The organism is Labedella endophytica (assembly GCF_003990045.1).
GTDB lineage: Bacteria > Actinomycetota > Actinomycetes > Actinomycetales > Microbacteriaceae > Labedella > Labedella endophytica.
This window is the reverse complement of sequence record NZ_RZGZ01000001.1, coordinates 413595-434742: the sequence shown is the minus strand read 5'-3', so window position 1 is coordinate 434742 and position 21148 is coordinate 413595. Positions and strand designations below refer to the sequence as shown.

Genomic DNA, 21148 nt, shown 5'->3' with positions numbered 1-21148 from the left:
AGCAACTCCCGTGAGGTGTCACAATCTGTTGCTTCGCGTGCCTGTGGGGCAACAGCTCGCGACACTTCACGGAAGGTGGCGGGGGCGAGCTACGTGAGGCCGCCGTCGATCGAGCGGCCGTAGGACTCCGGCTCTTCGGGCACGAGGACCTCGGTGTCGCGGTTGAGCGATTCGCCCCGGAAGAAGGGCTTCGACTCGGCGAAGAGCGCCCACACCACCATGAAGACGACGCCGAGGAGAAGCGATCCGATCCCGACGACGAACGTGCCGCCCACTCCGAGGAGGACCGTGTAGCCATACTCCGGATCGAGCATGTCGATCGCGGACTGGATGAACGCGTAGGCGAGCATGAGCGCTCCGAGCAGCGGGAGCAGTCCCTTGAAGAAGAAGTCGCGCACGGAACTGAAGAGGTCGCGGCGGAAGAACCAGACGCAGGCGAATCCGGTGAGGCCGTAGTAGAACGCGATCGCGAGTCCGAGCGAGAGGATCGAGTCCTGCAGGATGTTGTCGCTGATGAGCGTCATCACCACGTAGTAGACGATCGCGACGACGCCCATGACGAACGTCGAGAACGACGGTGTGAGGAATCGCGGGTGCACCGAGCCGAAGCGGTTCGGCAGCGCCTTGTACGCGGCCATCGCGAGCGTGCCGCGTGCGGTCGGCAGGATCGTGGTCTGCGTGGACGACACCGCCGACACGAGCACCGAGATCACGAGGACGAACGACAGCGGACCGAGCACCGGGTCCTTGAGAGCGAGGAAGACGTCGGACGCGTTCGCCTCGTTCGCGAGCCCGATTCCCGTCTCACCGAGCCCCGCGAACGACATCGCCGCGACCGTCACCGCCACATAGGTGACGAGGAGGATCCCTGTCGAGAGCACCGCTGCCCGGCCCGGGATCTTCTCCGGGTCCTTCGTCTCCTCGTTGAGCGCGAGGCACGTGTCCCAGCCCCAGTAGATGAAGAGCGCCAGCAGGACGGCCTCGATGAAGCCGGAGTAGTCGGTGAACGCGAGCGGGTTGAACCAGTCGAGTGAGATCGGCGTCGCGTTGGGCGCGTCGCCCGTCGCGATCTTCACGAAGGCCACCACGACGAAGAGGACGAGCGCGATGTACTGGATCGCGAGGAGGATGTTCTGGATCCGCTCGCCGATCTCGACGCCCCGGTAGCTGATCCAGGCCATCGCGGCGATGAACACGACGCCCGTCCCCGTGACGAGCGGGACGTTCGACGCGAGGGACCCGTCGCCGACGAGGAGCCACAGATACTGACCGGCCACCTGGGCGAGGTTCGCGAGCACGACGATGCCCGCGATCGCGACACCCCAGCCGCCGAGCCAGCCGACCCACGGCCCGAAGGCCTTGGTCGCCCACGTGAACGTCGTGCCGCAGTCCGGCACCGCGCGGTTGAGCTCCCGGTAGGCGAACGCGGTGAAGAGCATCGGGATGAAGGCGACGATGAACGCGATGGGCGCCTGCGCGCCCACGGCCATGACGACGAAGCCCAGGGTGGCGACGAGGGAGTAGACGGGTGCCGTGGAGGCGAGGCCGATGACGACGGAGCCCCAGAGACCGAGGGTCCCGAGGGAGAGTCCCTTCGATCCGGTGGGCGGGTTCGGGTCGGTTCCGGGGTTCTTCGCTCCGGCCGCCACAGTGCGTCCAGAGCCGTCGGGTGCGCTCATGCACGAAACCTATTCCCGGCTCCCCCGGGTGTCAACGTGAGCGCGGCTCGGATGGCCCGGCCGTGTGGTCCTCTCCGCTGTACTCGGCGACGATCTCGGCGAGGCGCTCCGGGCCGAACACCTCGCCGTGGCCCGGATACACCTTCCGCACGTCGAGCGACAGCAGCCTCTCGAGGGAGCGGCGGTAGACGACCGGATCAGCTCCGTCCATGTCGTCGTAGAGCTCGTCGTCGTAGACGACGTCCCCCGAGAACAGGAGGCCGTCGTGCTCGTCGACCAGCACGATCGATCCGAGGGAATGCCCGGGCAGGTGGAGCACGGTGAGGCGCCGGTCGCCGAGATCGAGCACATCACCGTCCCCGATCGCCACAGTCTCCGCCGGCGGGAGGACCTCGTAGGCAGCGAGGTCGAAACCCGCGTGCGGGACGGCGGAGATCAGCCACTCCCCCACCTCGGCGCGGGTGGCAGGGTCGTGGAGGCCGAGGAGGTCGAGCTCCGAGGGTCCGTGCAGGCTCGCGGCCCTCGGGTGGACGAGGTCCTCGGCCGGGTGCGCATGGACCCGCGCGAACGCCGACGCGCCCCCGGCGTGGTCGAGATGCGCGTGGGTGACGACGACGAGGGGATCGCGCCCGGACAGTCCCGGGACGGCCTCGTCGATCGATACGATTCCGAGTCCCGTGTCGACGACGAGTTCGCGTTCCCGCCCCCGGACGATCCAGACGTTGGCCGCGACGAGCGGGTCGACGTGCGGCTCATCGACCCGCAGGATGCGTCCGTCGGCACTCGGCACGACGCGGAACCACGGGTCTACGACGGGGAGGAGCGGAGCGTTGCTGTTCCTCCCACCGGACCCGACAGGGCGCGTCATGCTGCGTCGAGCGGCTTCCGTCCGCGGTGCAGCGCGACGATGCCCCCGGTGAGGTTCCGCCAGGCCACGTCCTGCCAGCCGGCCTCGCGCAGCCAGCGCGCGAGCTTCGGCTGTGCGGGCCAGTCCTTGATGGACTCGTCGAGGTAGTCGTAGGCGACCGAGTTGGAGCTCACGACCTTCACGACCGTGGGCATGACGTGGTCGAGGTAGAAGTCGTACAGCCCGCGGAACGCGCGGTTCGGCGGAGTCGAGAACTCGCAGATCACGATGCGGCCGCCCGGCTTCGTCACACGCAGCATCTCGGCGATCGCCTTCTGCGGTCCCTCCACGTTGCGGAGGCCGAACGAGATGGTCACGGCGTCGAACTCCGCGTCGGCGAAGGGCAGGGCCGTCGCGTCCGCCTCGACGAACTCGATGTTGCCGAGGTGACCGAACTGGCGGCGGCCCACGTCGAGCATGCCGGGCGAGAAGTCGGCGGCGACGATGCTCGCACCCGAGGCGGCGAAGGCCGCGCTCGACGTTCCCGTTCCCGCGGCGAGGTCGAGGATGCGCTCGCCCTTCTGCGGGGCCACGGCGCGCGTGGTCGCGACCCGCCACAAGCGGTCGTTCCCGACGGAGAGGACGGTGTTCGTGCGGTCGTAGTGGGTCGACACCTCGTCGAACATCGCCGAGACCTGACCGGGCTGCTTGGAGAGATCCGCTTTGTTGTTCACCCGGTCATTCTAGGCGCGCCGACCGGGCGCGACCTGGGGGTCGCACGGTGGCACGAGCCCCGTTCCGACGTCCATTCGTGACCGTCCGCGCATGGACACCGCGGAGGCCGCGGCGGAGACTGGGATGGAGGGTCGGAGGCCGCGTGAGAATCGGATCAGGGATGCGATCGTCGCTCGCCGCGGGCGCGATCATGACGCTCGCCCTCGTCGGATGCGCCGCCGACGCCCCGGGCGCCCCCGACCTCGGCTCGGTGACGCCGGTCCCGACGGAGGCCGCTCCCCCGGCCGCCGGTGGCGCCACGCTCGACATCCTCGACGACGGCGAGTACCGCGCGGCCGTGTACGACCCGTCCGCGGCCACGATCGCGGGAGACCCGGACGCCGCCGACCTCGAGGCGGGAACGCTCGTCGACCTCGGGGGCGGTTGCCTCGGGCTCGAGGACGACACCGGTGAGCGCAGCATCGTCGCCTTCCCCGTCGGGACGGACCTCGCGGACGGCCGGATCTCGGCCGTCGGAATGGACGACTTCGAGCTCGGGCAACCCCTGCGGTACATGGGTGCGAACGGGTGGACGACCTCGCCGGCGGCACGACTGACCGTCCCCGACGAGTGCCCGGCCGACGTCACCGCCGTCTGGTACTTCATCGTGCCGTCGAGCATCGGGATCGATTCCCCCCGGTGACGACTGACGGCGCCGGGACGGGCCGCGGTTCCCGGGCCTAGGCTGGAATTCGTGAGTCCCCTCGACACGCCCCCACCCTCCCTGATCGCGACGACGACGCGCGCCGACGGGATCGGCCCCCTCCTCGCCTACGCGGACGGCGAGCGCCCGCTCGCGTGGCTGCACCGCGGCGACGGCATGGTGGGCATCGGCGAGGTACTGCGTCTGGAGTTCACCGGCCCCGACCGCATGCGCGAGGCCGCCGCGTTCTGGCGGCGGATCGCCGAAGCGGCGACCGTCTCCGACGCCGTGGGGGTGCCCGGCTCGGGACTCGTGGCCTTCGGCACCTTCGCCTTCTCGGGGGTCTCCGGGATGCCGAGCACGCTCATCGTGCCGCGCACCATCGTCGGACGGCGCGGGAGCCACACCTTCGTCACGCGCATCCGTCGCGCCGACGAGCCGGACGACGCCGCACGGCTCGTCCCGTCGCGCCGCTTCGGTGACGAGTTCCGCATCTCGCTCGGCGCGGGAGCGGAGACGGCCGATGGCTTCGTGCACCACGTGGAGCAGGCGGTGGAGCGCATCGCGCACGGCGACCTCTCGAAGGTCGTCCTCGCACGCGAGCTCACGGGCCGCATCCCGCAGGGCGCCGACCTCCGCCGGGTCCTCACCGATCTCGCCCTCGGCTATCCCGACTGCTGGACGTTCTCCGTCGACGGCCTCGTCGGCTCGAGCCCGGAGACGCTCGTCCGCGTGGAGGACCGGACGGTCGGCGCGCGTGTGCTCGCAGGCACCGCCTCGCGCGGCACCAACGCGGACACGGACCAGAAGGCGGCGCTCGCCCTCGTCACCTCGAGCAAGGACCAGGACGAGCACCAGTTCGCCGTCCGCAGCGCCGTCGAGACGCTGACACCGTTCACGCGCCACCTCTCCACGAGCGAGGTCCCCTTCGCCCTCAAGCTCCCGAACCTGTGGCACCTCGCCACCGACCTCGAAGGGGGTCTCGCGGGCGACGCCTCGTCGATCGACCTCATCGACGCGATGCATCCCACCGCCGCCGTGGCCGGCGCGCCCCGAGCCGAGGCCGTCGAGCTCATCGCCGAGCTCGAGCCCTTCGACCGCGGCCGCTACGCCGGACCGGTCGGCTGGGTGGACGCCGCCGGTGACGGCGAGTGGGCGATCGCGCTCCGCTGCGCCCAGGTCGCACCCTCCGGCACCGTCACGGCCTACGCCGGGTGCGGCATCGTCCTCGACTCCGACCCGGCGGCCGAGCTCGCCGAGACCCGCATGAAGTTCCGCCCCATCGTCGAGGCCTTCGGCTGACGGAACTCTCCTCCGCTACCCGCCTTTCTTTCCTTCCGGCCCCCCTCCCCTCGGTCATTTGCGTACGCAACTACCTGCTGCGGGTGAAATTTCACCCGCGGCGGGTAGTTGCGTACGCAAAACCAGAGGAATGCATTCAGAGGCGGACGCCGCTCAGCTGGCGGCGAGGCGGGCCTTCTCCTTCTCCACGTCGAAGTCTGCGGCCGGCCACTGCGGATCGATCGCCTCGAGCGCCTCGATGAGGAGCTGCTGCACCGCGAGGCGCGCGAACCACTTCGAGTTCGCCGGGACGACATGCCAGGGAGCCTGCTCCGTCGACGTGCGCTCGATCGCCACCTGGTAGGCGTCCTGGTACGCGTCCCACAGGAGCCGCTCGTCGACGTCGCCCGGGTTGTACTTCCAGTGCTTGTCCGGGCGGTCGAGGCGTTCCGCGAGTCGTTCCTTCTGCTCGTCCGGCCCGATGTGCAGCATCACCTTCACCACGCGTGTGCCCCGCTCGACGAGACCCCGCTCGAAGTCGACGATGGCGCCGTACCGCCGCTCGATCTCCTCCGGCGCGGCGAGCGAGCGAACGCGGCCGATGAGCACGTCCTCGTAGTGCGAGCGGTCGAAGACCCCGATGGTGCCGGGCCCGGGGACTCGTCGCTCGACGCGCCACAGGAAGTCGTGCGCGAGCTCCTCCTCCGTGGGCTTCTTGAACGCCGTGATGAGAACGCCCTGCGGGTCGACGGAGCCGACGACGTGCCGCAGGATGCCGCCCTTGCCCGCGGTGTCCATCGCCTGCACGATGAGCAATACGCTGTCGGTCGCACCCGCCGTGCTGGAGGCGAAGAGCCGCTCCTGGAGATCCGAGAGGTACGAGACGCGATCGTCCAACTCGGCGCGACCGCGCTTCTTCGGGCTCCGGTCGTCGCCGCTCGGGTCCTCCTCGGGGAAGCCGGGCCGCGAGGAGGGGTCGACGTCGGCGAGGCGGAAGCCCGGGCCGACGCGGAGAATCGAGGTGTCCATCGACCCATCCTCGCGACTTCCCGCTCCGCGCGACACCCCTCCCACGTGTGATCAGCGCTCGAGCGGGACCTCGATGAGGGTCGGCTCCGTGGTCTGCGCGGTGAGCGCCTGGTCGAGCTCCGCGCGCGTCGTCGCCCGGACGTGCTGCCAGCCGAATCCGCGGGCGAGAGCGGCCATGTCGACCGTTCGCGGCGTGTAGAGCACGCGTTCGATGTCGTCCTCACGCGCGGTCGACGCCACCTCGAGACCGTCGAAGATCGTTCCGCCGCCGTCGTCACCCACCACGAGCTGCAGCCGCGGCACCTGTTCACCGGCGGCGAGGAGCATGCCCCCGATGTCGTGGAGCGCCGTGAGGTCGCCGACGAGCACCCGAGTCACACCGGGAGTGCCGGTGCGCTGGCTCGCGGTCGCGATGCCGAGTCCCGTGGAGATGGTGCCGTCGATGCCCGCGAGGCCCCGATTCGCATGCACGCGGATCTTCTTGCCTCCGACCGAGGCGTCGGCCTCGCGGATCAGCCGGGAGGCACCGAGGACGAGCCGGTCGTGGGGCCAGGTCGCCCGCCACACCGCCTCGACGAGCAGTCGACGGTCGACCGGCTGGCGCACCGCGGAGAACTCGGCCTTCACATAGGCGAGCCGCTCCGCGCGGTCGTGTGACTTCGCGGCCTCGAGATCCGGGGCGGCGTCACGCGACTCGGCCTCGGTGATCGCTCGGGATGCGGTGACCCAGGCTCCCAACCACGCCCGGTCGATGGGCCCCTCCACGACCGCGACGGACGAGACGACGCGCACGGCCCGGCGGCCCGGGTTGTAGACCTCGCCGCCGGTCGGCGCCACGACGGTCACGTCGACGCCCTCGCGCGACAGCAGGGCGGGGATCTCGCGGCTCAGGGTCGGATGCCCGAACACCACGGCGCGCTCGATGCGCCCACCGAGCTCGGCCTCGGCGAGGAGTCGGCGGTACGGGACGACGAGGTTCCGTCCGTACCGGGCGTCGCTCGACACCTCGGCGACGAGCGGCCACCCGCCCGCGTGCGCGAGCGCCTCCGCGGCGGGGCCGGCGGCGTGACCGGCGATCACGACGGTGCGCTTGTCGCGGTCGAGGAGGATCGACGGCCGGTACACCGCTGTGGCGGACGCCGACGGCGGGGTCACGAGACCGTCGTCGTCCGTCAGCGCGTCGACGAGCTGGTGCGAGACGTGCACGAAGGGGGAGGACAACGGCTCGCGGAACGCGAGGTTGAGGTGGACAGGGCCCGCGCCGGCCTCACCGCGGCCGGCCGCGAAGGAGACCGCGTTGTCCGCGAGCTCCGCGGCGGCGCGCGCCTCGCTCCGTAGCCCCGTCGGCGCGGCCACGTCCACGGCGAAGCGGGTGGAACCCCCGAAGATGCCGGGCTGCACGGTGGTCTGGTTCGAGCGTATGCCGCGCAGTTCCTCGGGTCGATCGGCGGTGAGCAAGATGAGCGGCACGAGCGAGTGGTGCGCCTCGAGCACGGCGGGGTGCAGGTTCGCGACGGCCGTTCCGGAGGTGACCACGAGGGCGACGGGACGTCGGGTCTCGACGGCGAGGCCGAGCGCGAAGAAGCCGGCGGCCCGTTCATCGATCCGCACGTGGAGGGCGATCGCTCCCGCCCGTTCGAATGCGGCGGCAGCGAGGGCGAGGGCCTGCGAACGGGATCCCGGGCAGACGACGATGTCGCGCACCCCGCGGCGCACGAGGCCGTCGAGCAGCGCTGCGGAGAACGCGGTGGACGGTGCCGGAGTCTCGTCCTCCGGTGATCTCGGCTGATCGGGGGAAGTCGTGCGGCCGTCGGTCATGCGGCGACTCTACCGGTCGCGCGGATCGCCGTCCTGGTGGTCGGCTTCGCGGTCGGCGGGGTCGTCGGGGAGGGTGTCGGAGATCGTGTCGGGGTGACCGGCGACGGGTCCGTTCGACGATGTCGACTCGGAATCGAGGGAGGCGAGCTCTTCCTCGAGCTTGCGGATGCGCTCGTCCTGCTCGGCGTCACGGCCGAGGCTGACGAGGAAGTCGGGGTCGTCGTCCGGCGCCCGCGGCCCTGATGCCACGACCGGGTTCTTCCGGCCACGGCCGATGAGGAACCAGAGCACGAGTCCGATGACCGGCAGGAGGATGATGATCGCGATCCACGCGACCTTCGGCAGGCCGCGGACGCGAGACGCCGACATCATCGCGCAATCGACCACGGCGTAGATGGTGACCATCACGACGACGATGGCGAGTCCGAGGAGCAGGCGGGGCATGATCTCATGGTAACCGCCGAAACTGGACGTCGTCCGTCCACCTGTCCACGGTTGACACGTGGGCCGGAGTCGGTTCCCGACATCGCGATGCGAGATCGGGATCCGGCACGGAGCCGGGCTCACAGGCGACCGGACGTAGACTGGCCCGCGTGAATCGCGTGCCCCCCGTCCTCGTCTACACGGTCCTCCGGCTGATCGCGTTCTTCGTCCCGCTCGGCATCCTGCTCGCCCTCGGAATCGAGCCGTGGATAGCCGCCGTGCTCTCCGCGCTCATCGGCATGGCGCTGTCCTTCATCGTGCTGCGCTCGTCTCGCGAGAAGGTCGCCGCGGGGATCTACTCACGCCGCCACGGCGACCGCCCGGCCGAGACGCCCGACGAGGACGCCGAGGACGCGGTCTCCTGACCGCGCCCCGCTCAGCCGATCAGAACGCGAGCGCCCAGAACCAGGCGAGGCCGTAGAGCAACTGGGTGATACCGACGAGCCGCAGCGCGATGATGAGCTCGCGCGGCTGACTGGCCGTTGCCACGATGACGCACGCCGGCAGCGCGGCGAGGAGAGCGAACAGCGAGAACCACAGCTCGGGGTACAGGAACGCGACCCATGAGGCCAGCAGGAACGGTACGAGCAGCAGCACGATGAAGAGCACGCGTGACGGCGTCGATCCGATGAGCACGCTGAGGGTGCGCTTGCCCACGAGCCGGTCCTGGTCGCGATCGCGGAGGTTGTTCACGAGGATGGCCGCGCACGCGATGAGCCCGGCTCCTGCCGCGCCGAACCACGCCTCCTGGCTGAGCGTTCCGACCTGCACGAACATCGTGCCGAGCGTGGCGACCAGACCGAAGAAGAGGAAGACGAAGACCTCGCCGAGCGCGTAGTACCCGTACGGGCGCTTGCCTCCCGTGTAGAACCAGGCGGCGGCGATGCACGCGGCTCCGACGAGGAGCAACCACCAGTACTGCGTGAGCACCGTGAGCACGATGCCGGCGACCGCGGCGATGCCGAAGAAGACGAAGGCCACGGTGAGGACGGCGCGAGCGCTCGCTCGACCGGAGCCGACGAGGCGCGACGGACCGACGCGCACGGCGTCCGTTCCGCGTACACCGTCCGAGTAGTCGTTCGCGTAGTTCACGGCGATCTGCAGCGACATCGCTGTGAGGAGGCACAGGAGCGCGCGCACCCAGTGGTACTCGCCGGGACCCGCGGCGAAGATCGCGGCGCCGGTGCCGATGAGGACGGGGGCAGCGGCCATGGGCAGCGTGCGCACGCGCGCCCCGCCCACCCAGTCGCCGAACGTCGCCGGACGGATCTCCTGGAGCCGGCGCGCGGCGGGATTGCCGCTCTTGCCCTTGGGGGTGCGCGATCCCGCAGCGGTGCTCGCCTCGGCGATCCGGCGAGCGGCGCCCGACTTCGACTCGAGGGAGCGCTGCTTCGCAGCGCGCTCCTGTTGGGTCCGGCTCGGCGTCGCCGCGCCCTTCTTCGTACCCGAGCCCTGCGCCTTCTTCGGCGAGGCCCCGGAGTCGGAGGTGCCCTTCGCCGTCGACGATGCGCCGCCCCCGAGCGATCCCGCCGGGTCGAGTCTCTGTTGTTTCGCAGCCACGTGCCGACCTTTCGTGTCGCATCAGATTCTAGGGCGTACGGCGGGGAAGCCCCCTCACCCGTCCGCGGGACGCCGTTCGGCGCCCGTTCGCGACGTCGCGAAGTCGGCGATCGCGCGGCGGTCCGGTTTGCCGGTCGCGAGGAGCGGGAGGGCGTCGAGGACGACGAGTCGGGCCGGTCGCGCGGCGACCCCGAGCTGCTCGGCCACGGCGGCGCGGAGGGCGTCGAACGCCGTGGTCGCGGTCGTGCGTGCGTCGTCCCCGCGGTCGGAGGTCCCCCCGACGACCACGACCGGTACGGCACCCCACCGATCGTCGGGCACACCGACGACCACCGCCTCCCCGAAGCCGGCGCGGTCACGCACGACCGATTCGACGCGGTCGAGGGAGACGTTGACGCCGCCGGACACGACGACGTTGTCGAGCCGGCCGAGCACCTCGAGCACCCCGTCGCGCATCGTCCCGGCGTCTCCGGTGCGGAACCACCGACGTCCGTCCACCTCGTGGAAGGCCGTGGCGGTGCGCTCGGCGTCGTCGAGGTACCCGGCCGCGAGCGTCGCGCCGCCGATCTCGATCTGTCCGCCCACGATGCGCACGTCGACGCCGTCGAGGGAACGCCCGTCGTAGACGCACCCGCCGGCCGTCTCACTCGAGCCGTAGGTGCGGATGAGACGCACACCGGCCTCGGCGGCACGTTCCCGCAGCGACATGGGCACGGCCTGGCCCCCCACGATCACAGCGTCGATCGAGGCCATCGCGGACCTTCCTGCCGAATGCTCGAGGAGCCGAGACACCTGCGCGGGCACGAGCGCCGAATACGAGCGGATGCCGCCGTCACGCGCGGTGCGGGCCGCGTCGACGAAGGCGTCAGCGGAGAACCGCCCGCCGGACAGGGGAACCGGATCGGTGCCCGCGACGATCGAACGCACGAGCACCTGCACACCCGCCACGTAGTGGGCGGGCATCGCGAGCACCCAGCGGCCCGGACCGCCGAGCGCCGCCTCCGTCGCGCCCGCGCTCGCGAGCAGTGCCGAGGACGAGAGCGCGACACGCTTCGGGTAGCCGCTCGATCCCGATGTCGCGAGCACGACGGCGACGTCGTCCGGCACCTCCTCGATGCCGGCCTCTCCCAGTGGGGAGAGGGAGGAGACGGACAACGGAGCCGCACCCTCGTCGACCGGCTGGACCGCCGGTCCGGTACCGTCGAGCGCACTCGCGAGGGCGTCGCGGAGCCGGAGGGGATCGGCGGAATCGACACGGACGAGGGGTCGCATCAGCGTCCGACCGTGGGCCCGACCTGTGACCGGAGCGCCGTCAGTACTGCCATGGGTAGGGGGCCCAGTCCGGTTCGCGCTTCTCGAGGAATGCGTCGCGCCCCTCGACGGCCTCGTCCGTTCCGTAGGCGAGCCGGGTGGCCTCTCCCGCGAACACCTGCTGGCCCACGAGTCCGTCGTCGACGGCGTTGAACGCGAACTTGAGCATGCGGATGGCCGTCGGGGACTTCCCGAGGATCGTGCGGGCCCAGGACAGCGCCGTCGACTCGAGCTCCGCGTGCGGCACCGCCGCGTTGATCGCGCCCGTGGCGAGGGCCCGTTCCGCCGAATACTCCTCGGCGAGGAAGAAGACCTCGCGAGCGAACTTCTGGCCCACCTGGCGCGCGAAGTAGGCGCTGCCGTACCCGGCGTCGAAGGAACCGACGTCGGCGTCGGTCTGCTTGAACTTCCCGTGCTCGATGCTCGCGATCGTGAGGTCGCAGACCACATGGAGCGAGTGTCCGCCCCCGGCAGCCCACCCGGGGACCACCGCGATGACGACCTTCGGCATGAAGCGGATGAGGCGCTGGACCTCGAGGATGTGGAGCCGGCCCGATCGCGCGGGTTCCACCGTCTCGGCGGTGTCGCCGTCGGCGTAGCGGTAGCCGTCGCGTCCGCGGATGCGCTGATCGCCGCCCGAGCAGAAGGCCCACCCACCGTCCTTCGGGCTCGGCCCGTTGCCTGTGAGCAGGACGACACCGATCCGAGGATTCTGGCGCGCGTCGTCGAGCACACGAGCGAGCTCGTCGACCGTGCGCGGGCGGAAGGCGTTGCGGACCTCCGGCCGGTCGAATGCGACGCGGGCGACGCGGCCGTCGTTCGTGTGGTGGTAAGTGATGTCCTCGAGCTCGGAGAAGCCGGGGGCCTCGATCCACTCGGACTCGTCGAACAACTCGGAGACGCTCATGCCCCCATCGTATTCGGCGCCTCGGCTCCCGTTTCCACGGAGCGTTACATCGATTCCAGGGAGGTCTGGAGGACGAGGAGCGGCACGGGCGAGAGGAGGAGCGTGATCCAGATGGCCCGCCCGGGACGCCATCCCGTCTTCGGGATCCTCCGAACCCGCCAGAGGATGACGAGCACGATGGCCCAGACCAGCACGATCACTTGCGCGATCGCGGTGAAGAGGATGCCGATCGCGAACCCGGCGGTCTCCGACGGACCGGCGTCGAAGTCGGCTCCCAGCACGAGGAAGGCCATGAGGACACCGAGCACGATCGCGATGCCGATGACGATCCCGGACTGGCGTCGAGTGGACGCCTCGCGCTGCGGGCTCACCACGTCCGACGCGGTGGCGCGCAGCTGCGCGAGGGGTTCCTCGACGGCACGGCGAACCGGTGCGCTCCGATCGTCGATCGCGCCGGTGACGGCCGATCTGATGACCCCGGCGTCGTATGGTCGCACGGCCGGACCGGACGCGGGCCATGCCGCGATGTTCGTCGAGCCCGCGATGTTCGTCGAGCCCGCGATGCTCGTCGGGGCCGCCGCGACGCCGGACGGAACGGCTCCCGGGCGGATCGCCTGTCGAGCGGACGGCACGCTCGCGCCCGCCGACTGCGACACCTGCGACACCTGCGACACCTGCGACACCTGCGACACCTGCGACAGCGCATCACGCATTCGCCGTCGCTCCGCGGCGACGAGCGCCTCGGTCCGCTCGCGGTCGCCGTCGGCGACGGCCTCGCGGACGGACGCCAGGGTCGCGGGATCGACGGCCACGGCGGACCGCGCGCCCCGGGTCGTCTCATCCGTCATGGCCCGTGCCGACGCGGCTGCCTCGGCGGCAGACGCTGCAACGGCCGACGTCGCCGAGGCCGGTCTCGTTGAGGCCGCTGTCGTTGAGGCCGGTGTCGTTGAGGCCGGTGTCGTTGAGCCCGATGTCGTTGAGCCCGGTCTCGTTGAGGCCGATGTCGTTGAGCCCGGTGTCGTTGAGGTCGGTGTCGCCGGAGGGGTCGGTGTCGTCGGAGGGGTCGCGAGGGTCGCGTCGGCCGCGCTCTGCGCCGCCTGGATCGCGTCGCCCGCCACCGTGGCCGCTGCAGCGGCCGCGGCCTTCATCGCCTCGCCGGGTTCCGCGCCCGCCATCGGCAGCGACGAACCGTGGGCGAGGCTGTGGAACGAGGAGGGCGGGGGCATCCACCCCGAGCTCGTGGGCGCCGTGAGACGCATCGACGAGGGGGTGTCCGGGGTCCATGCCCCTGCCGGCATGGAGGCCGCGCTGATCGTCTCCCACCATGTGGGCTCCGGCGTCGTTCCGGAGCCGGACGCGCCGTCGTCGGCTGGCACGTTCGTGTCGGTGGGCATGACCCGATTGTCGCACCGGACGAGGTCCGACGGGGGCTTTCCGGGGACGGATCGCGCACCCGGTGCCAGACTGGGGCGATGACCTCCCCGACGGAGCCCGCGACGAAGCCCGACCTCGACGAACTGCTCGAGCGCGCCGCCGTCGTGAGCCTCCCTCTCACGACCCGGTTCCGCGGCATCACGGTGCGCGAGGCCGTGGTCTTCGACGCTCCCCTCCGCGCTACCGAGTTCTCCCCCTTCGTCGAGTACGGCGACGAGGAGGCCGCCGCGTGGCTACGTGCGGCGATCGACTTCGGCTGGTCGGATCAGCCGGAGTCGCGGCGTCACTCGATCCGGGTGAATGCGACCGTGCCGGCCGTTCCCGCGGCGGACGTGGTCGGCGTGCTCGCGCGGTTTCCCGGCTGTCGCACGGCGAAGGTGAAGGTCGCGGAGCCGTCGCAGACGCGAGCGGATGACGTCGAGCGCGTCGCCGAGGTGCGCCGGCTCCTCGGACCCGCCGGTCGGATCCGCGTCGACGCCAACGGCGGCTGGAACGTCGACGAGGCGGAGCATGCCATCCGCGAGCTGGCTCCGTTCGATCTCGAATACGTCGAGCAGCCCTGCGCGAGCGTGGAGGAGCTCGTGGAGCTGCGGCGCCGCATCCACTGGATGGACGTCCCGATCGCCGCGGACGAGAGCGTGCGCAAGGCGGAGGACCCGCTGGCCGTGGCGCGCGCCGGTGCCGCCGACGTGCTCGTGGTGAAGGCCCAGCCGCTCGGAGGCGTCGCGCGGGCACTCGGCATCCTCGAGGCGAGCGGCCTGCCCGTCGTGGTCTCGAGCGCGCTCGACACGTCCGTCGGGCTGTCGATGGGTGCCCGCCTCGCCGCCGCGGTGCCGGAGCTCGAGTTCGATTGCGGGCTCGGGACGGCCGCGCTCCTCGCCGCGGACGTGACGGACGACCCGCTCCTCCCGGTCGACGGGGAGATCCCCGTGCGCGACGTCACGCTCTCTCCCGAGATGCTCGAGCGTTACGCCGCCTCCCCCGAGCGCACTGCATGGTGGCGCGAGCGCATCACGCGCACCCTCCCCCTCCTCTAGCCCTCGCCTCCCCCTCCTAAAAACTTCGTATGTGCTCGAAATTTCGAGCACATACGAAGTTTTTAGGGGGGAGAGAGGGACGGATCAGAGGCCGGAGTAGGCGTGCAGTCCCTTGAAGAAGACGTTGACGATGCCGAAGTTGAACAGCACGGCGGCGAAGCCGATGATCGACAGCCAGGCCGATCGCGTGCCCCGCCAGCCGCGGGTGGCGCGCGCGTGGATGTACCCGGCGTAGATCACCCAGATGATGAAGGTCCAGACCTCCTTGGTGTCCCACCCCCAGTAGCGACCCCACGCACTCTCGGCCCACACGGCACCGGCGATGAGGGTGAACGTCCAGAAGATGAAGCCGATGATGTTGACGCGGTACGCCATGTTCTCGAGGCGGTCCGATGCAGGCAGCGTCGCGAGGAACCGCAGTCTCAGCGCGGAGAGTTCGAGCTTGAGGCTCTCCTGCCGGCTCTGGATGAGTTGCACCACCGAGAGAGCGAATCCGAGGGCGAGGAACGCCGTCCCGAGGCTCGCGACGAACACGTGTACGACGAGCCACGCCGACTGGAGCGCCGGCGGCAGCGGGGCGATCTCGACGTAGAAGTTCCACGAGATGCCGAGCAGGACGACGACGAGTCCGGTCACGAAGGTGCCGAGGAAGCGGAGGTCCTCGCGCGTCAGCACGATGAGGAACACGGAGATGATGAGCAGCGTGCCCGTCATCGCGAACTCGTACATGTTGGCCCACGGCACACGCTCCGCGGCGATCCCGCGTGTGATCGTGGCGGCCAGGTGCACGACGAAGCCGAGCGCCGTGAGCGCGACGCCGACGCGCAGCGACGGCGACCTCGAGGCGCTGACGCGTGCGCCACCCGCAGCCGCGGGCCGATCGACGGTGAGCGTGCGCGACCCGGCGGACCCCGCGGCGCCCCCACGCTCGACGGCGCTCGGCACGGCGGCCTCCGCGCTCTGGCGCACCTCGCTGCTCCGGCGAGCAAGATCGAACGTGAAGGCGATGAAGGCGAGCGCGTAGAGCGCGAGCGCCGTCCACAGCGCCATCACGGAGAAGTCGTTGAGATTCACCCGCTCAGACTACCTGTCGATCCTGAACGGAGAGGGCCTGACCGGGCACCCCTGACGGGCCTATCCCTCCGCCGGATCGTCGCTCAGAGACGCTCGACGCCGAGCGCGGTCCCGTGGCGATAGGCGAGCGATTCGATCGCCTCGCCGAGACGAGGGTCCTCGCCGCGAGCAAGGCCGGCGTACTCCACGCGAACACCGCCCGACGTGGCGCCGTCGGCTCCGGCCGGCTCCACGGAGTGCACGGCCACCCAGACGCGTCGACGCGGAACCATCAGGGACGTGAGCAGCCCCGCCACGACGAGCACGGCGAAGAGGAGCACCCACAGCTGGCTCGGGTCGCTGTGGATGTCGAGGGAGGCGAAGCGCGGCACCGACCCGGAGTAGTCACCGGAGGCGGCGTCCGGATTCGCGTTCCCGAACTCGATCGAACCGAGGCCGTCGGGCAGCTGAGCCGTCTCGCCGGGCTGGAGCTGGATCGCCGCGACGTCCGCATCCCGACCGGCGATCTGCGTCATGTCGTCGGTCGCGAGCGTGTAGACGGACCGGGGCACGCCGTCGTCGATGCCGAGGTCGCCCGTATAGACGTTGAGCGACAGGATCGGGAGCACGAGGTCGGGGTAGTTCGACGTGAACGCTCCGTCACCGAGCGGCTGGGCCGTCGGGTAGAAGAAGCCGACGAGGCCCACCTGCTTCGCGAGACCGTCGGGCACCTTCACGACCCCGATCGAGGTGAGGTTGGCGTCCTGCGGCAGGAACGGGACAGAGTCCGTGAAGACGACGGAACCGTCGGGGTCGCGCACGGTGATCGTGGGCGCGTAGCCGTTCCCCAGCAGGAACACGTCCGTTCCCTGGAAGCGCAGCGGGGAGTTGACCTTGATCTGCTGAGCGGTCGAGTTCCCATCCGGCGTCGTCGTCGTGACGTGGGCCGTGAAGTCGATCGGCTGACCGTAGGCGGCGATGTTCGACGTCTCGTACGTCACGTCGAGGGCGTCGAGGGACAGCGCGTACGGCGACAGGCTCTCCTCGTCGAAGAAGCGCCCCGGGTTGATGGAGTCGTAGTCGATGGCCGAGTTCACGAAGGACTGGCCCTCCACGACGACGCGCTGACCGGCGTAGCCGAAGCCGCCACCGATGCCCACGGCGACGAGGACACCCACGAGCGAGGCGTGGAAGACGAGGTTGCCTGTCTCGCGGAGATACCCGCGCTCGGCGGAGAGCGACCGCACCCCGCGCTGGTCGTAGTCCTCGACGCGGTAGCCCGACTTCGAGAGGATCGTGCGAGCCTCGGCGAGCGCCGTGTCGACATCGGTGTCGGCGTAGGTCTCCTCGCGGTGGTCGGTGAGGCGCGAGAGACGGGCGGGGGTGCGCGGGGGCCGTGCTCGCATCGCGTCGAAGTGGTGCTTCGTGCGCGGGATGATGCACCCGATGAGGGAGATGAACAGCAGGATGTAGACGGCCGAGAACCACGGAGAGCTGTAGACGTCGAAGAGCTTGAGACTGTCGAGGATCGGGGCGACGTCGGGGTTGTCGGCGAAGTACTGGGTGACGCCGTTCGGATCGCTCGATCGTTGCGGCACGAGGGAGCCGGGGATCGCGGCGATCGCGAGCAGCAGGAGCAGCAGGATCGCGGTCCGCATGCTCGTGAGCTGGCGCCAGAAGAAACGCAGGTACCCGACCACGCCGAGTCGGGGTGAGACGGGACCGTCCCCGGAGGCGGCAGCCTCGGGGGCGCCGCCCGTCTCGGGGGTCTCGCCCTCGAGCTCGGGTCGCGCGTTCGGGTCGTCGATACGGTCGGACGGACCGCGGGATCCCGGGGACCGGGTGGGGCGATCGGGCTTCTTGTCGGGACGACGGTCAGATGACGAGGTCAAAGCCGGTCATCACCCCCTGGAGCTGGTACATGAGCAGTGTCCAGAGACCGGACACCATGAGGATCCCGACGACGATGAGCATGACGCCGCCGACGATGTTGACCGCACGGATGTGCGTACGGAGGAAGGTCACGGATCGCGTGGCCCAGCCGAGGCCGAGCGCGATGAGGATGAAGGGGATGCCGAGACCGAGGCAGTAACCGAAGGCCAGGATCGCGCCCTGCCAGGCGGTCCCGCCCGAGAAGCCCATCGAGAGCACGGCCGAGAGCGTCGGGCCGATGCAGGGCGTCCACCCGATCGCGAACACGGCTCCGAGGAGCGGTGCGCCCCCGAGACCGGTGGCGGGCAGCCAGGCGAGCTTCGCGGTGCGTTGGAACGCACCGAACCGGCCGATGAAGACGAGCCCCATGAGGATCACGACCACGCCGAGCACGCGCGTGATGACGCTCTCCCACTGCACGAACCAGGCGCCGATCGCGCCGAACGCGGCCCCGTAGAGCACGAAGACCACCGCGAAACCGAGCACGAAGAGGGACGCTCCGAGCACGAGCCGTCGGCGGTCGCGCGCGCCGTCGCCCTGGAAGCCGCCCACGTACCCGAGGTAACCGGGGACGAGCGGCAGCACGCACGGGGAGGCGAACGAGACGAGTCCCGCGAGCATGGCGAGCGGTACGGCCACGAGGAGCGAGCCGCTCGTGATGACCTCCCCCGGGTTCACTCCGCGGTCTCGGCGATCGCGTCGCGGATGAGGGTGTCGAGGATCGACGCGTCGCGGATCTGACCCACGATCCGCGCGGCGACCCGTCCCTCGGTGTCGAGGACGATCGTCGTCGGGACGGCGTTCGGGGGCACATCGCCCGAGAACGCGAGCTTCACGGCGCCGTCGTTCGTGTCGATGATGGACGGGTACTCGATGCCGAAGGTCTCGTCGAACGAGATGGCGGTGTCGGCCTGGTCGCGCACGTTGACACCGAGGAACGACGCCCCGGCGCCGTCGTACTGCGCACTCAGGTCGACGAGATCGGGGGCCTCGGCACGACAGGGGGCGCACGCCGCGTACCAGAAGTTCACGACGAGGACCTCGCCGAGGAATTCGTCGGAGGAGACCGGGTCGCCGTTCTGGTCGACGCCGTCGAACTCGATGGGATCGCCGCGCTCCGCGAGCGGGATCTCCGTCCAACTGCCATCGCCGGCGATGAATCCCTTGCTGTCGCCTTCGCGGTATTGCTCGGCGAGGGGGTCGTTGACACACCCGGAGAGGAGGAGCGCAGTGGCGGCGACGAGAGCCGCGAGGCCGAGCCGTCGCCGGGTGCCCTGTGCGGTCGCGCGCATCACACGGCCCCCACATCGGTCGCGGCGGTTGCGAGCCCGGCGGCCGGGTCGCGGTAGGCGACCTCGACGAAGGAGTCCCCACGCCGTTCGAGCGTCGTGATGCTCGACAGGGCGCAGCGGCGCTTCCGCGGGTCATGGGGGAACGGCGTCCCGGTGACGGTCGAGTGCACCATCCAGATCGGCAGCTGGTGGCTCACGAGCACGACCTCGCCCTCCGGCGTCGTGTCCCACGCGTCTGTGACGGCGGCCATCATCCGGGAGGAGATCGACGTGTAGCGCTCGCCCCACGACGGCAGTCGGGGGTTCCGCAGCGCGAACCAATTGCGGGGGTCGCGCACGGCGCGCTTCATGACGAGGCCCTCGAAGTGGTTCGTGGGCTCGATGAGCCGCTCGTCCGTCTCGACCTCGAGGCCGAAGGCCTTCGCTACGGGCGCGGCCGACTCCTGGGTCCGCTGCAGGGGCGAGGCGATGAGGCGCGCGACGGGCGCGTGCTCGTCCTGCAGGGCGAGGGCGGCGGCTCCGGCCATGCGCTCCCCGAGCGTCGAGAGCCGGAATCCGGGGATGCGTCCGTAGAGCACGCGCGAGGGGTTGTGGACCTCGCCGTGCCGGACGAGGTGGATCCGGGAGGCAGACACCCGTCCAGTGTACGTTCGCCCCGCCTGGACGTTCGCCCGCAGCGGGGCGGTCGGCGAGCGCCCCGGGTAGGATTGACCTCCGTGACCGAACGCACCCTAGTGAAGAACCTGGCCTCCCTCGAGGATGGCCCCGTCAGCGTGTCCGGATGGGTCGAGACCGTCCGAGACCAGAAGAAGGTGCAGTTCGTCGTGCTGCGCGACGAATCGGGTGCCGTCCAGCTCGTGAATCCAGCGACCCGCGAACTCGTCGAGGGCGACGACGCGAGCGCCGAGCGCCTCGCCGTCACCGAGTCGATCTCGGCTCTCGCCCACGGTTCCTTCCTCACCGTGACGGGCACCCTGAAGCACGACGAGCGCGTCAAGCTCGGCGGCCTCGAGGTCAAGGTGGGCACGCTCGACGTGGTCGCCGAGTCCCTGCCCGAGGCGCCGATCGCCGCGGACTCGAGCCTCGACAAGCGCCTCGATTGGCGCTTCCTCGACCTGCGCAACCCGAAGCAGAACCTCATCTTCCGCGTGCAGACCACCATCGAGCACGCCTTCCGTCAGTACTGGATCGACAACGACTTCATCGAGCTGCACACGCCGAAGCTCATGGCCTCCGCAAGTGAGTCGCGCGCCGAGCTCTTCGAGGTGGGCTACTTCGACACCACCGCGTACCTCGCGCAGAGCCCGCAGTTCTTCAAGCAGATGGCTCAGCCGGCCGGCTTCGGCAAGGTCTTCGAGATCGGCCCGGCCTTCCGCGCCGACCCGTCGTTCACGAGCCGCCACGCCACGGAGTTCACGAGCGTGGACGCCGAGATCAGCTGGATCGACTCGCACGAAGATGTCATGACGCTCCACGAGGAGCTCCTCGTCGCCGCGTTCACGGCGGTCAAGGAGAAGCACGGCGAGGCGCTCAAGGAGTACTTCGACCTCGACGTCGTCGTCCCCTCGCGTCCCTTCCCGCGGATCCCGCTCGCCGAGGCGAAGCGCATCGTCGCCGAGCGCGGCTACGAGGTGCCGCGGGCCGACGACGACATGGACCCGGAGGGCGAGCGCCGCATCTCCGCGTACGTGAAGGAGGAGTTCGGCCACGACTTCGTGTTCCTCACGGACTACGCGTCGAGCATCCGGCCGTTCTACCACATGCGTCACGAGGGCGACGCGTCGCTCACGAACAGTTATGACCTCATCTTCAACGGCGTCGAGATCTCGACGGGAGCGCAGCGCGAGCACCGCATCGACGTGCTCGTGGAGCAGGCGAAGGAGAAGGGTCTCGACCCGGAGGAGCTCGGGTTCTACCTCGACTTCTTCCGCTACGGGGTCCCGCCGCACGGCGGCTTCGGCATGGGCCTCGCTCGGGTCCTCATGCTGCTCCTCGGCGAGCAGTCCATCCGCGAGACGACCTACCTCTTCCGCGGCCCCACGCGCCTCCTCCCCTAGCCCTCGCCCTT

The 21148-nt window shown here is 70.3% G+C and carries 21 protein-coding genes; 6 read left to right on the top strand and 15 right to left on the bottom strand.

Translation table 11 applies throughout. The annotated features are described in order from the left end of the window. Window positions 1-89: 89 nt before the first annotated feature. Genes ELQ94_RS02130 through ELQ94_RS02120 form a run of 3 tightly spaced genes read right to left on the bottom strand, consistent with a single transcriptional unit; the run spans window position 90 to window position 3260 of the window. Window positions 90-1679: an APC family permease gene (locus ELQ94_RS02130; RefSeq protein ID WP_127046681.1), complete on the bottom strand. Its 1590-nt coding sequence runs from the start codon at window positions 1677-1679 to the stop codon at window positions 90-92. 31 nt (window positions 1680-1710) lie between these two features. Then, window positions 1711-2547 carry an MBL fold metallo-hydrolase gene (locus tag ELQ94_RS02125; RefSeq protein WP_127046679.1) on the bottom strand — a complete coding sequence of 279 codons (837 nt, stop codon included), beginning with the start codon at window positions 2545-2547 and terminating at the stop codon, window positions 1711-1713. Next, a complete protein-coding gene (locus tag ELQ94_RS02120; protein ID WP_127046677.1) occupies window positions 2544-3260 on the bottom strand; it encodes a demethylmenaquinone methyltransferase in 717 nt (238 codons plus the stop codon). Before ELQ94_RS02120 ends, ELQ94_RS02125 begins: the two co-directional genes overlap by 4 nt. Before the next feature lie 143 nt (window positions 3261-3403). Here ELQ94_RS02120 and ELQ94_RS17210 point away from each other — a divergent pair, with 143 nt between their 5' ends. Together ELQ94_RS17210 and ELQ94_RS02105 are read left to right on the top strand one after the other, a co-directional pair. Continuing rightward, a complete protein-coding gene (locus ELQ94_RS17210; RefSeq protein WP_166404628.1) occupies window positions 3404-3943 on the top strand; it encodes a hypothetical protein in 540 nt (179 codons plus the stop codon). A 51-nt stretch (window positions 3944-3994) separates the two neighbouring features. Continuing rightward, the gene (locus ELQ94_RS02105; protein WP_243696817.1) at window positions 3995-5245 is read left to right on the top strand and encodes an isochorismate synthase; all 1251 of its coding nucleotides are present in this window, start codon (window positions 3995-3997) and stop codon (window positions 5243-5245) included. A 153-nt stretch (window positions 5246-5398) separates the two neighbouring features. Here the strand turns inward: ELQ94_RS02105 and ELQ94_RS02100 are convergent, their stop codons facing one another. From ELQ94_RS02100 to ELQ94_RS02090, 3 genes are read right to left on the bottom strand one after another with little or no spacing between them, the layout of a single operon-like run. Continuing rightward, entirely contained in the window at window positions 5399-6253 is an 855-nt protein-coding gene (locus ELQ94_RS02100; protein WP_127046671.1) for a PPK2 family polyphosphate kinase, read from the bottom strand. Window positions 6254-6304: 51 nt separating this feature from the next. Continuing rightward, on the bottom strand, window positions 6305-8071 hold the full coding sequence (menD, locus tag ELQ94_RS02095; protein ID WP_127046669.1) for a 2-succinyl-5-enolpyruvyl-6-hydroxy-3-cyclohexene-1-carboxylic-acid synthase: 1767 nt from the start codon (window positions 8069-8071) through the stop codon (window positions 6305-6307). Between the two features lie 9 nt (window positions 8072-8080). Then, window positions 8081-8515, bottom strand: a complete 435-nt coding sequence (locus tag ELQ94_RS02090) for a PLD nuclease N-terminal domain-containing protein (protein WP_127046667.1) — start codon at window positions 8513-8515, stop codon at window positions 8081-8083. A 149-nt stretch (window positions 8516-8664) separates the two neighbouring features. Here ELQ94_RS02090 and ELQ94_RS02085 point away from each other — a divergent pair, with 149 nt between their 5' ends. Further along, the gene (locus ELQ94_RS02085; RefSeq protein WP_166404627.1) at window positions 8665-8919 is read left to right on the top strand and encodes a DUF4229 domain-containing protein; all 255 of its coding nucleotides are present in this window, start codon (window positions 8665-8667) and stop codon (window positions 8917-8919) included. Window positions 8920-8938: 19 nt separating this feature from the next. Here ELQ94_RS02085 and ELQ94_RS02080 read toward each other — a convergent pair whose 3' ends face one another. From ELQ94_RS02080 to ELQ94_RS02065, 4 genes are all read right to left on the bottom strand, one after another. Continuing rightward, window positions 8939-9904: a 1,4-dihydroxy-2-naphthoate polyprenyltransferase gene (locus ELQ94_RS02080; RefSeq protein WP_127047265.1), complete on the bottom strand. Its 966-nt coding sequence runs from the start codon at window positions 9902-9904 to the stop codon at window positions 8939-8941. A 264-nt stretch (window positions 9905-10168) separates the two neighbouring features. Next, window positions 10169-11386 (bottom strand): AMP-binding protein, encoded by a 1218-nt coding sequence (locus ELQ94_RS02075; protein ID WP_127046663.1) that lies wholly within the window; start codon window positions 11384-11386, stop codon window positions 10169-10171. A 40-nt stretch (window positions 11387-11426) separates the two neighbouring features. Then, window positions 11427-12332 carry a 1,4-dihydroxy-2-naphthoyl-CoA synthase gene (locus ELQ94_RS02070; RefSeq protein ID WP_127046661.1) on the bottom strand — a complete coding sequence of 302 codons (906 nt, stop codon included), beginning with the start codon at window positions 12330-12332 and terminating at the stop codon, window positions 11427-11429. Between the two features lie 44 nt (window positions 12333-12376). Further along, window positions 12377-13180: a hypothetical protein gene (locus ELQ94_RS02065; RefSeq protein WP_127046659.1), complete on the bottom strand. Its 804-nt coding sequence runs from the start codon at window positions 13178-13180 to the stop codon at window positions 12377-12379. Between ELQ94_RS02065 and ELQ94_RS02060 the strand changes: the two genes are divergently transcribed. Continuing rightward, the gene (locus ELQ94_RS02060; protein ID WP_127046657.1) at window positions 13179-13808 is read left to right on the top strand and encodes a hypothetical protein; all 630 of its coding nucleotides are present in this window, start codon (window positions 13179-13181) and stop codon (window positions 13806-13808) included. The two genes, ELQ94_RS02065 and ELQ94_RS02060, sit on opposite strands and share 2 nt — an antisense overlap. Then, window positions 13805-14803, top strand: coding sequence for an o-succinylbenzoate synthase (locus ELQ94_RS02055; protein WP_127046655.1), 999 nt, complete (start codon window positions 13805-13807; stop codon window positions 14801-14803). The genes ELQ94_RS02060 and ELQ94_RS02055 overlap by 4 nt, the downstream gene beginning before the upstream one ends. Window positions 14804-14887: 84 nt before the next feature. Here ELQ94_RS02055 and ccsB read toward each other — a convergent pair whose 3' ends face one another. The 5 genes from ccsB to ELQ94_RS02030 all read right to left on the bottom strand — a co-directional run bounded on the left by ccsB (window position 14888) and on the right by ELQ94_RS02030 (window position 19715). After that, on the bottom strand, window positions 14888-15853 hold the full coding sequence (gene ccsB, locus ELQ94_RS02050) for a c-type cytochrome biogenesis protein CcsB (RefSeq protein ID WP_127047263.1): 966 nt from the start codon (window positions 15851-15853) through the stop codon (window positions 14888-14890). 107 nt (window positions 15854-15960) lie between these two features. Further along, the gene (gene resB / locus ELQ94_RS02045; RefSeq protein WP_424976768.1) at window positions 15961-17664 is read right to left on the bottom strand and encodes a cytochrome c biogenesis protein ResB; all 1704 of its coding nucleotides are present in this window, start codon (window positions 17662-17664) and stop codon (window positions 15961-15963) included. Window positions 17665-17731: 67 nt separating this feature from the next. Beyond that, the gene (locus tag ELQ94_RS02040; protein ID WP_127046653.1) at window positions 17732-18466 is read right to left on the bottom strand and encodes a cytochrome c biogenesis CcdA family protein; all 735 of its coding nucleotides are present in this window, start codon (window positions 18464-18466) and stop codon (window positions 17732-17734) included. Further along, window positions 18463-19080: a TlpA family protein disulfide reductase gene (locus ELQ94_RS02035; RefSeq protein ID WP_127046650.1), complete on the bottom strand. Its 618-nt coding sequence runs from the start codon at window positions 19078-19080 to the stop codon at window positions 18463-18465. The genes ELQ94_RS02040 and ELQ94_RS02035 overlap by 4 nt, the downstream gene beginning before the upstream one ends. Then, window positions 19080-19715, bottom strand: a complete 636-nt coding sequence (locus ELQ94_RS02030) for a histidine phosphatase family protein (RefSeq protein WP_127046649.1) — start codon at window positions 19713-19715, stop codon at window positions 19080-19082. The genes ELQ94_RS02035 and ELQ94_RS02030 overlap by 1 nt, the downstream gene beginning before the upstream one ends. A gap of 81 nt (window positions 19716-19796) precedes the next feature. Here ELQ94_RS02030 and aspS point away from each other — a divergent pair, with 81 nt between their 5' ends. After that, a complete protein-coding gene (aspS, locus tag ELQ94_RS02025) occupies window positions 19797-21137 on the top strand; it encodes an aspartate--tRNA(Asn) ligase (protein WP_127046648.1) in 1341 nt (446 codons plus the stop codon). The last annotated feature ends 11 nt before the right edge of the window (window positions 21138-21148 follow it).

Excerpts from the sequence above, each read along its gene's own strand:
- ELQ94_RS02130 (WP_127046681.1), bottom strand. The coding sequence starts at position 1,679 with ATGAGCGCACCCGACGGCTCTGGACGCACTGTGGCGGCCGGAGCGAAG.
- ELQ94_RS02125 (WP_127046679.1), bottom strand. The coding sequence starts at position 2,547 with ATGACGCGCCCTGTCGGGTCCGGTGGGAGGAACAGCAACGCTCCGCTC.
- ELQ94_RS02100 (WP_127046671.1), bottom strand. The coding sequence starts at position 6,253 with ATGGACACCTCGATTCTCCGCGTCGGCCCGGGCTTCCGCCTCGCCGAC.
- menD (WP_127046669.1), bottom strand. The coding sequence starts at position 8,071 with ATGACCGACGGCCGCACGACTTCCCCCGATCAGCCGAGATCACCGGAG.
- ELQ94_RS02090 (WP_127046667.1), bottom strand. The coding sequence starts at position 8,515 with ATGCCCCGCCTGCTCCTCGGACTCGCCATCGTCGTCGTGATGGTCACC.
- ELQ94_RS02075 (WP_127046663.1), bottom strand. The coding sequence starts at position 11,386 with ATGCGACCCCTCGTCCGTGTCGATTCCGCCGATCCCCTCCGGCTCCGC.
- ELQ94_RS02070 (WP_127046661.1), bottom strand. The coding sequence starts at position 12,332 with ATGAGCGTCTCCGAGTTGTTCGACGAGTCCGAGTGGATCGAGGCCCCC.
- ELQ94_RS02060 (WP_127046657.1), top strand. The coding sequence starts at position 13,179 with ATGGCCCGTGCCGACGCGGCTGCCTCGGCGGCAGACGCTGCAACGGCC.
- ELQ94_RS02065 (WP_127046659.1), bottom strand. The coding sequence starts at position 13,180 with ATGACGGATGAGACGACCCGGGGCGCGCGGTCCGCCGTGGCCGTCGAT.
- ELQ94_RS02055 (WP_127046655.1), top strand. The coding sequence starts at position 13,805 with ATGACCTCCCCGACGGAGCCCGCGACGAAGCCCGACCTCGACGAACTG.
- ccsB (WP_127047263.1), bottom strand. The coding sequence starts at position 15,853 with ATGGCGCTGTGGACGGCGCTCGCGCTCTACGCGCTCGCCTTCATCGCC.
- ELQ94_RS02035 (WP_127046650.1), bottom strand. The coding sequence starts at position 19,080 with ATGCGCGCGACCGCACAGGGCACCCGGCGACGGCTCGGCCTCGCGGCT.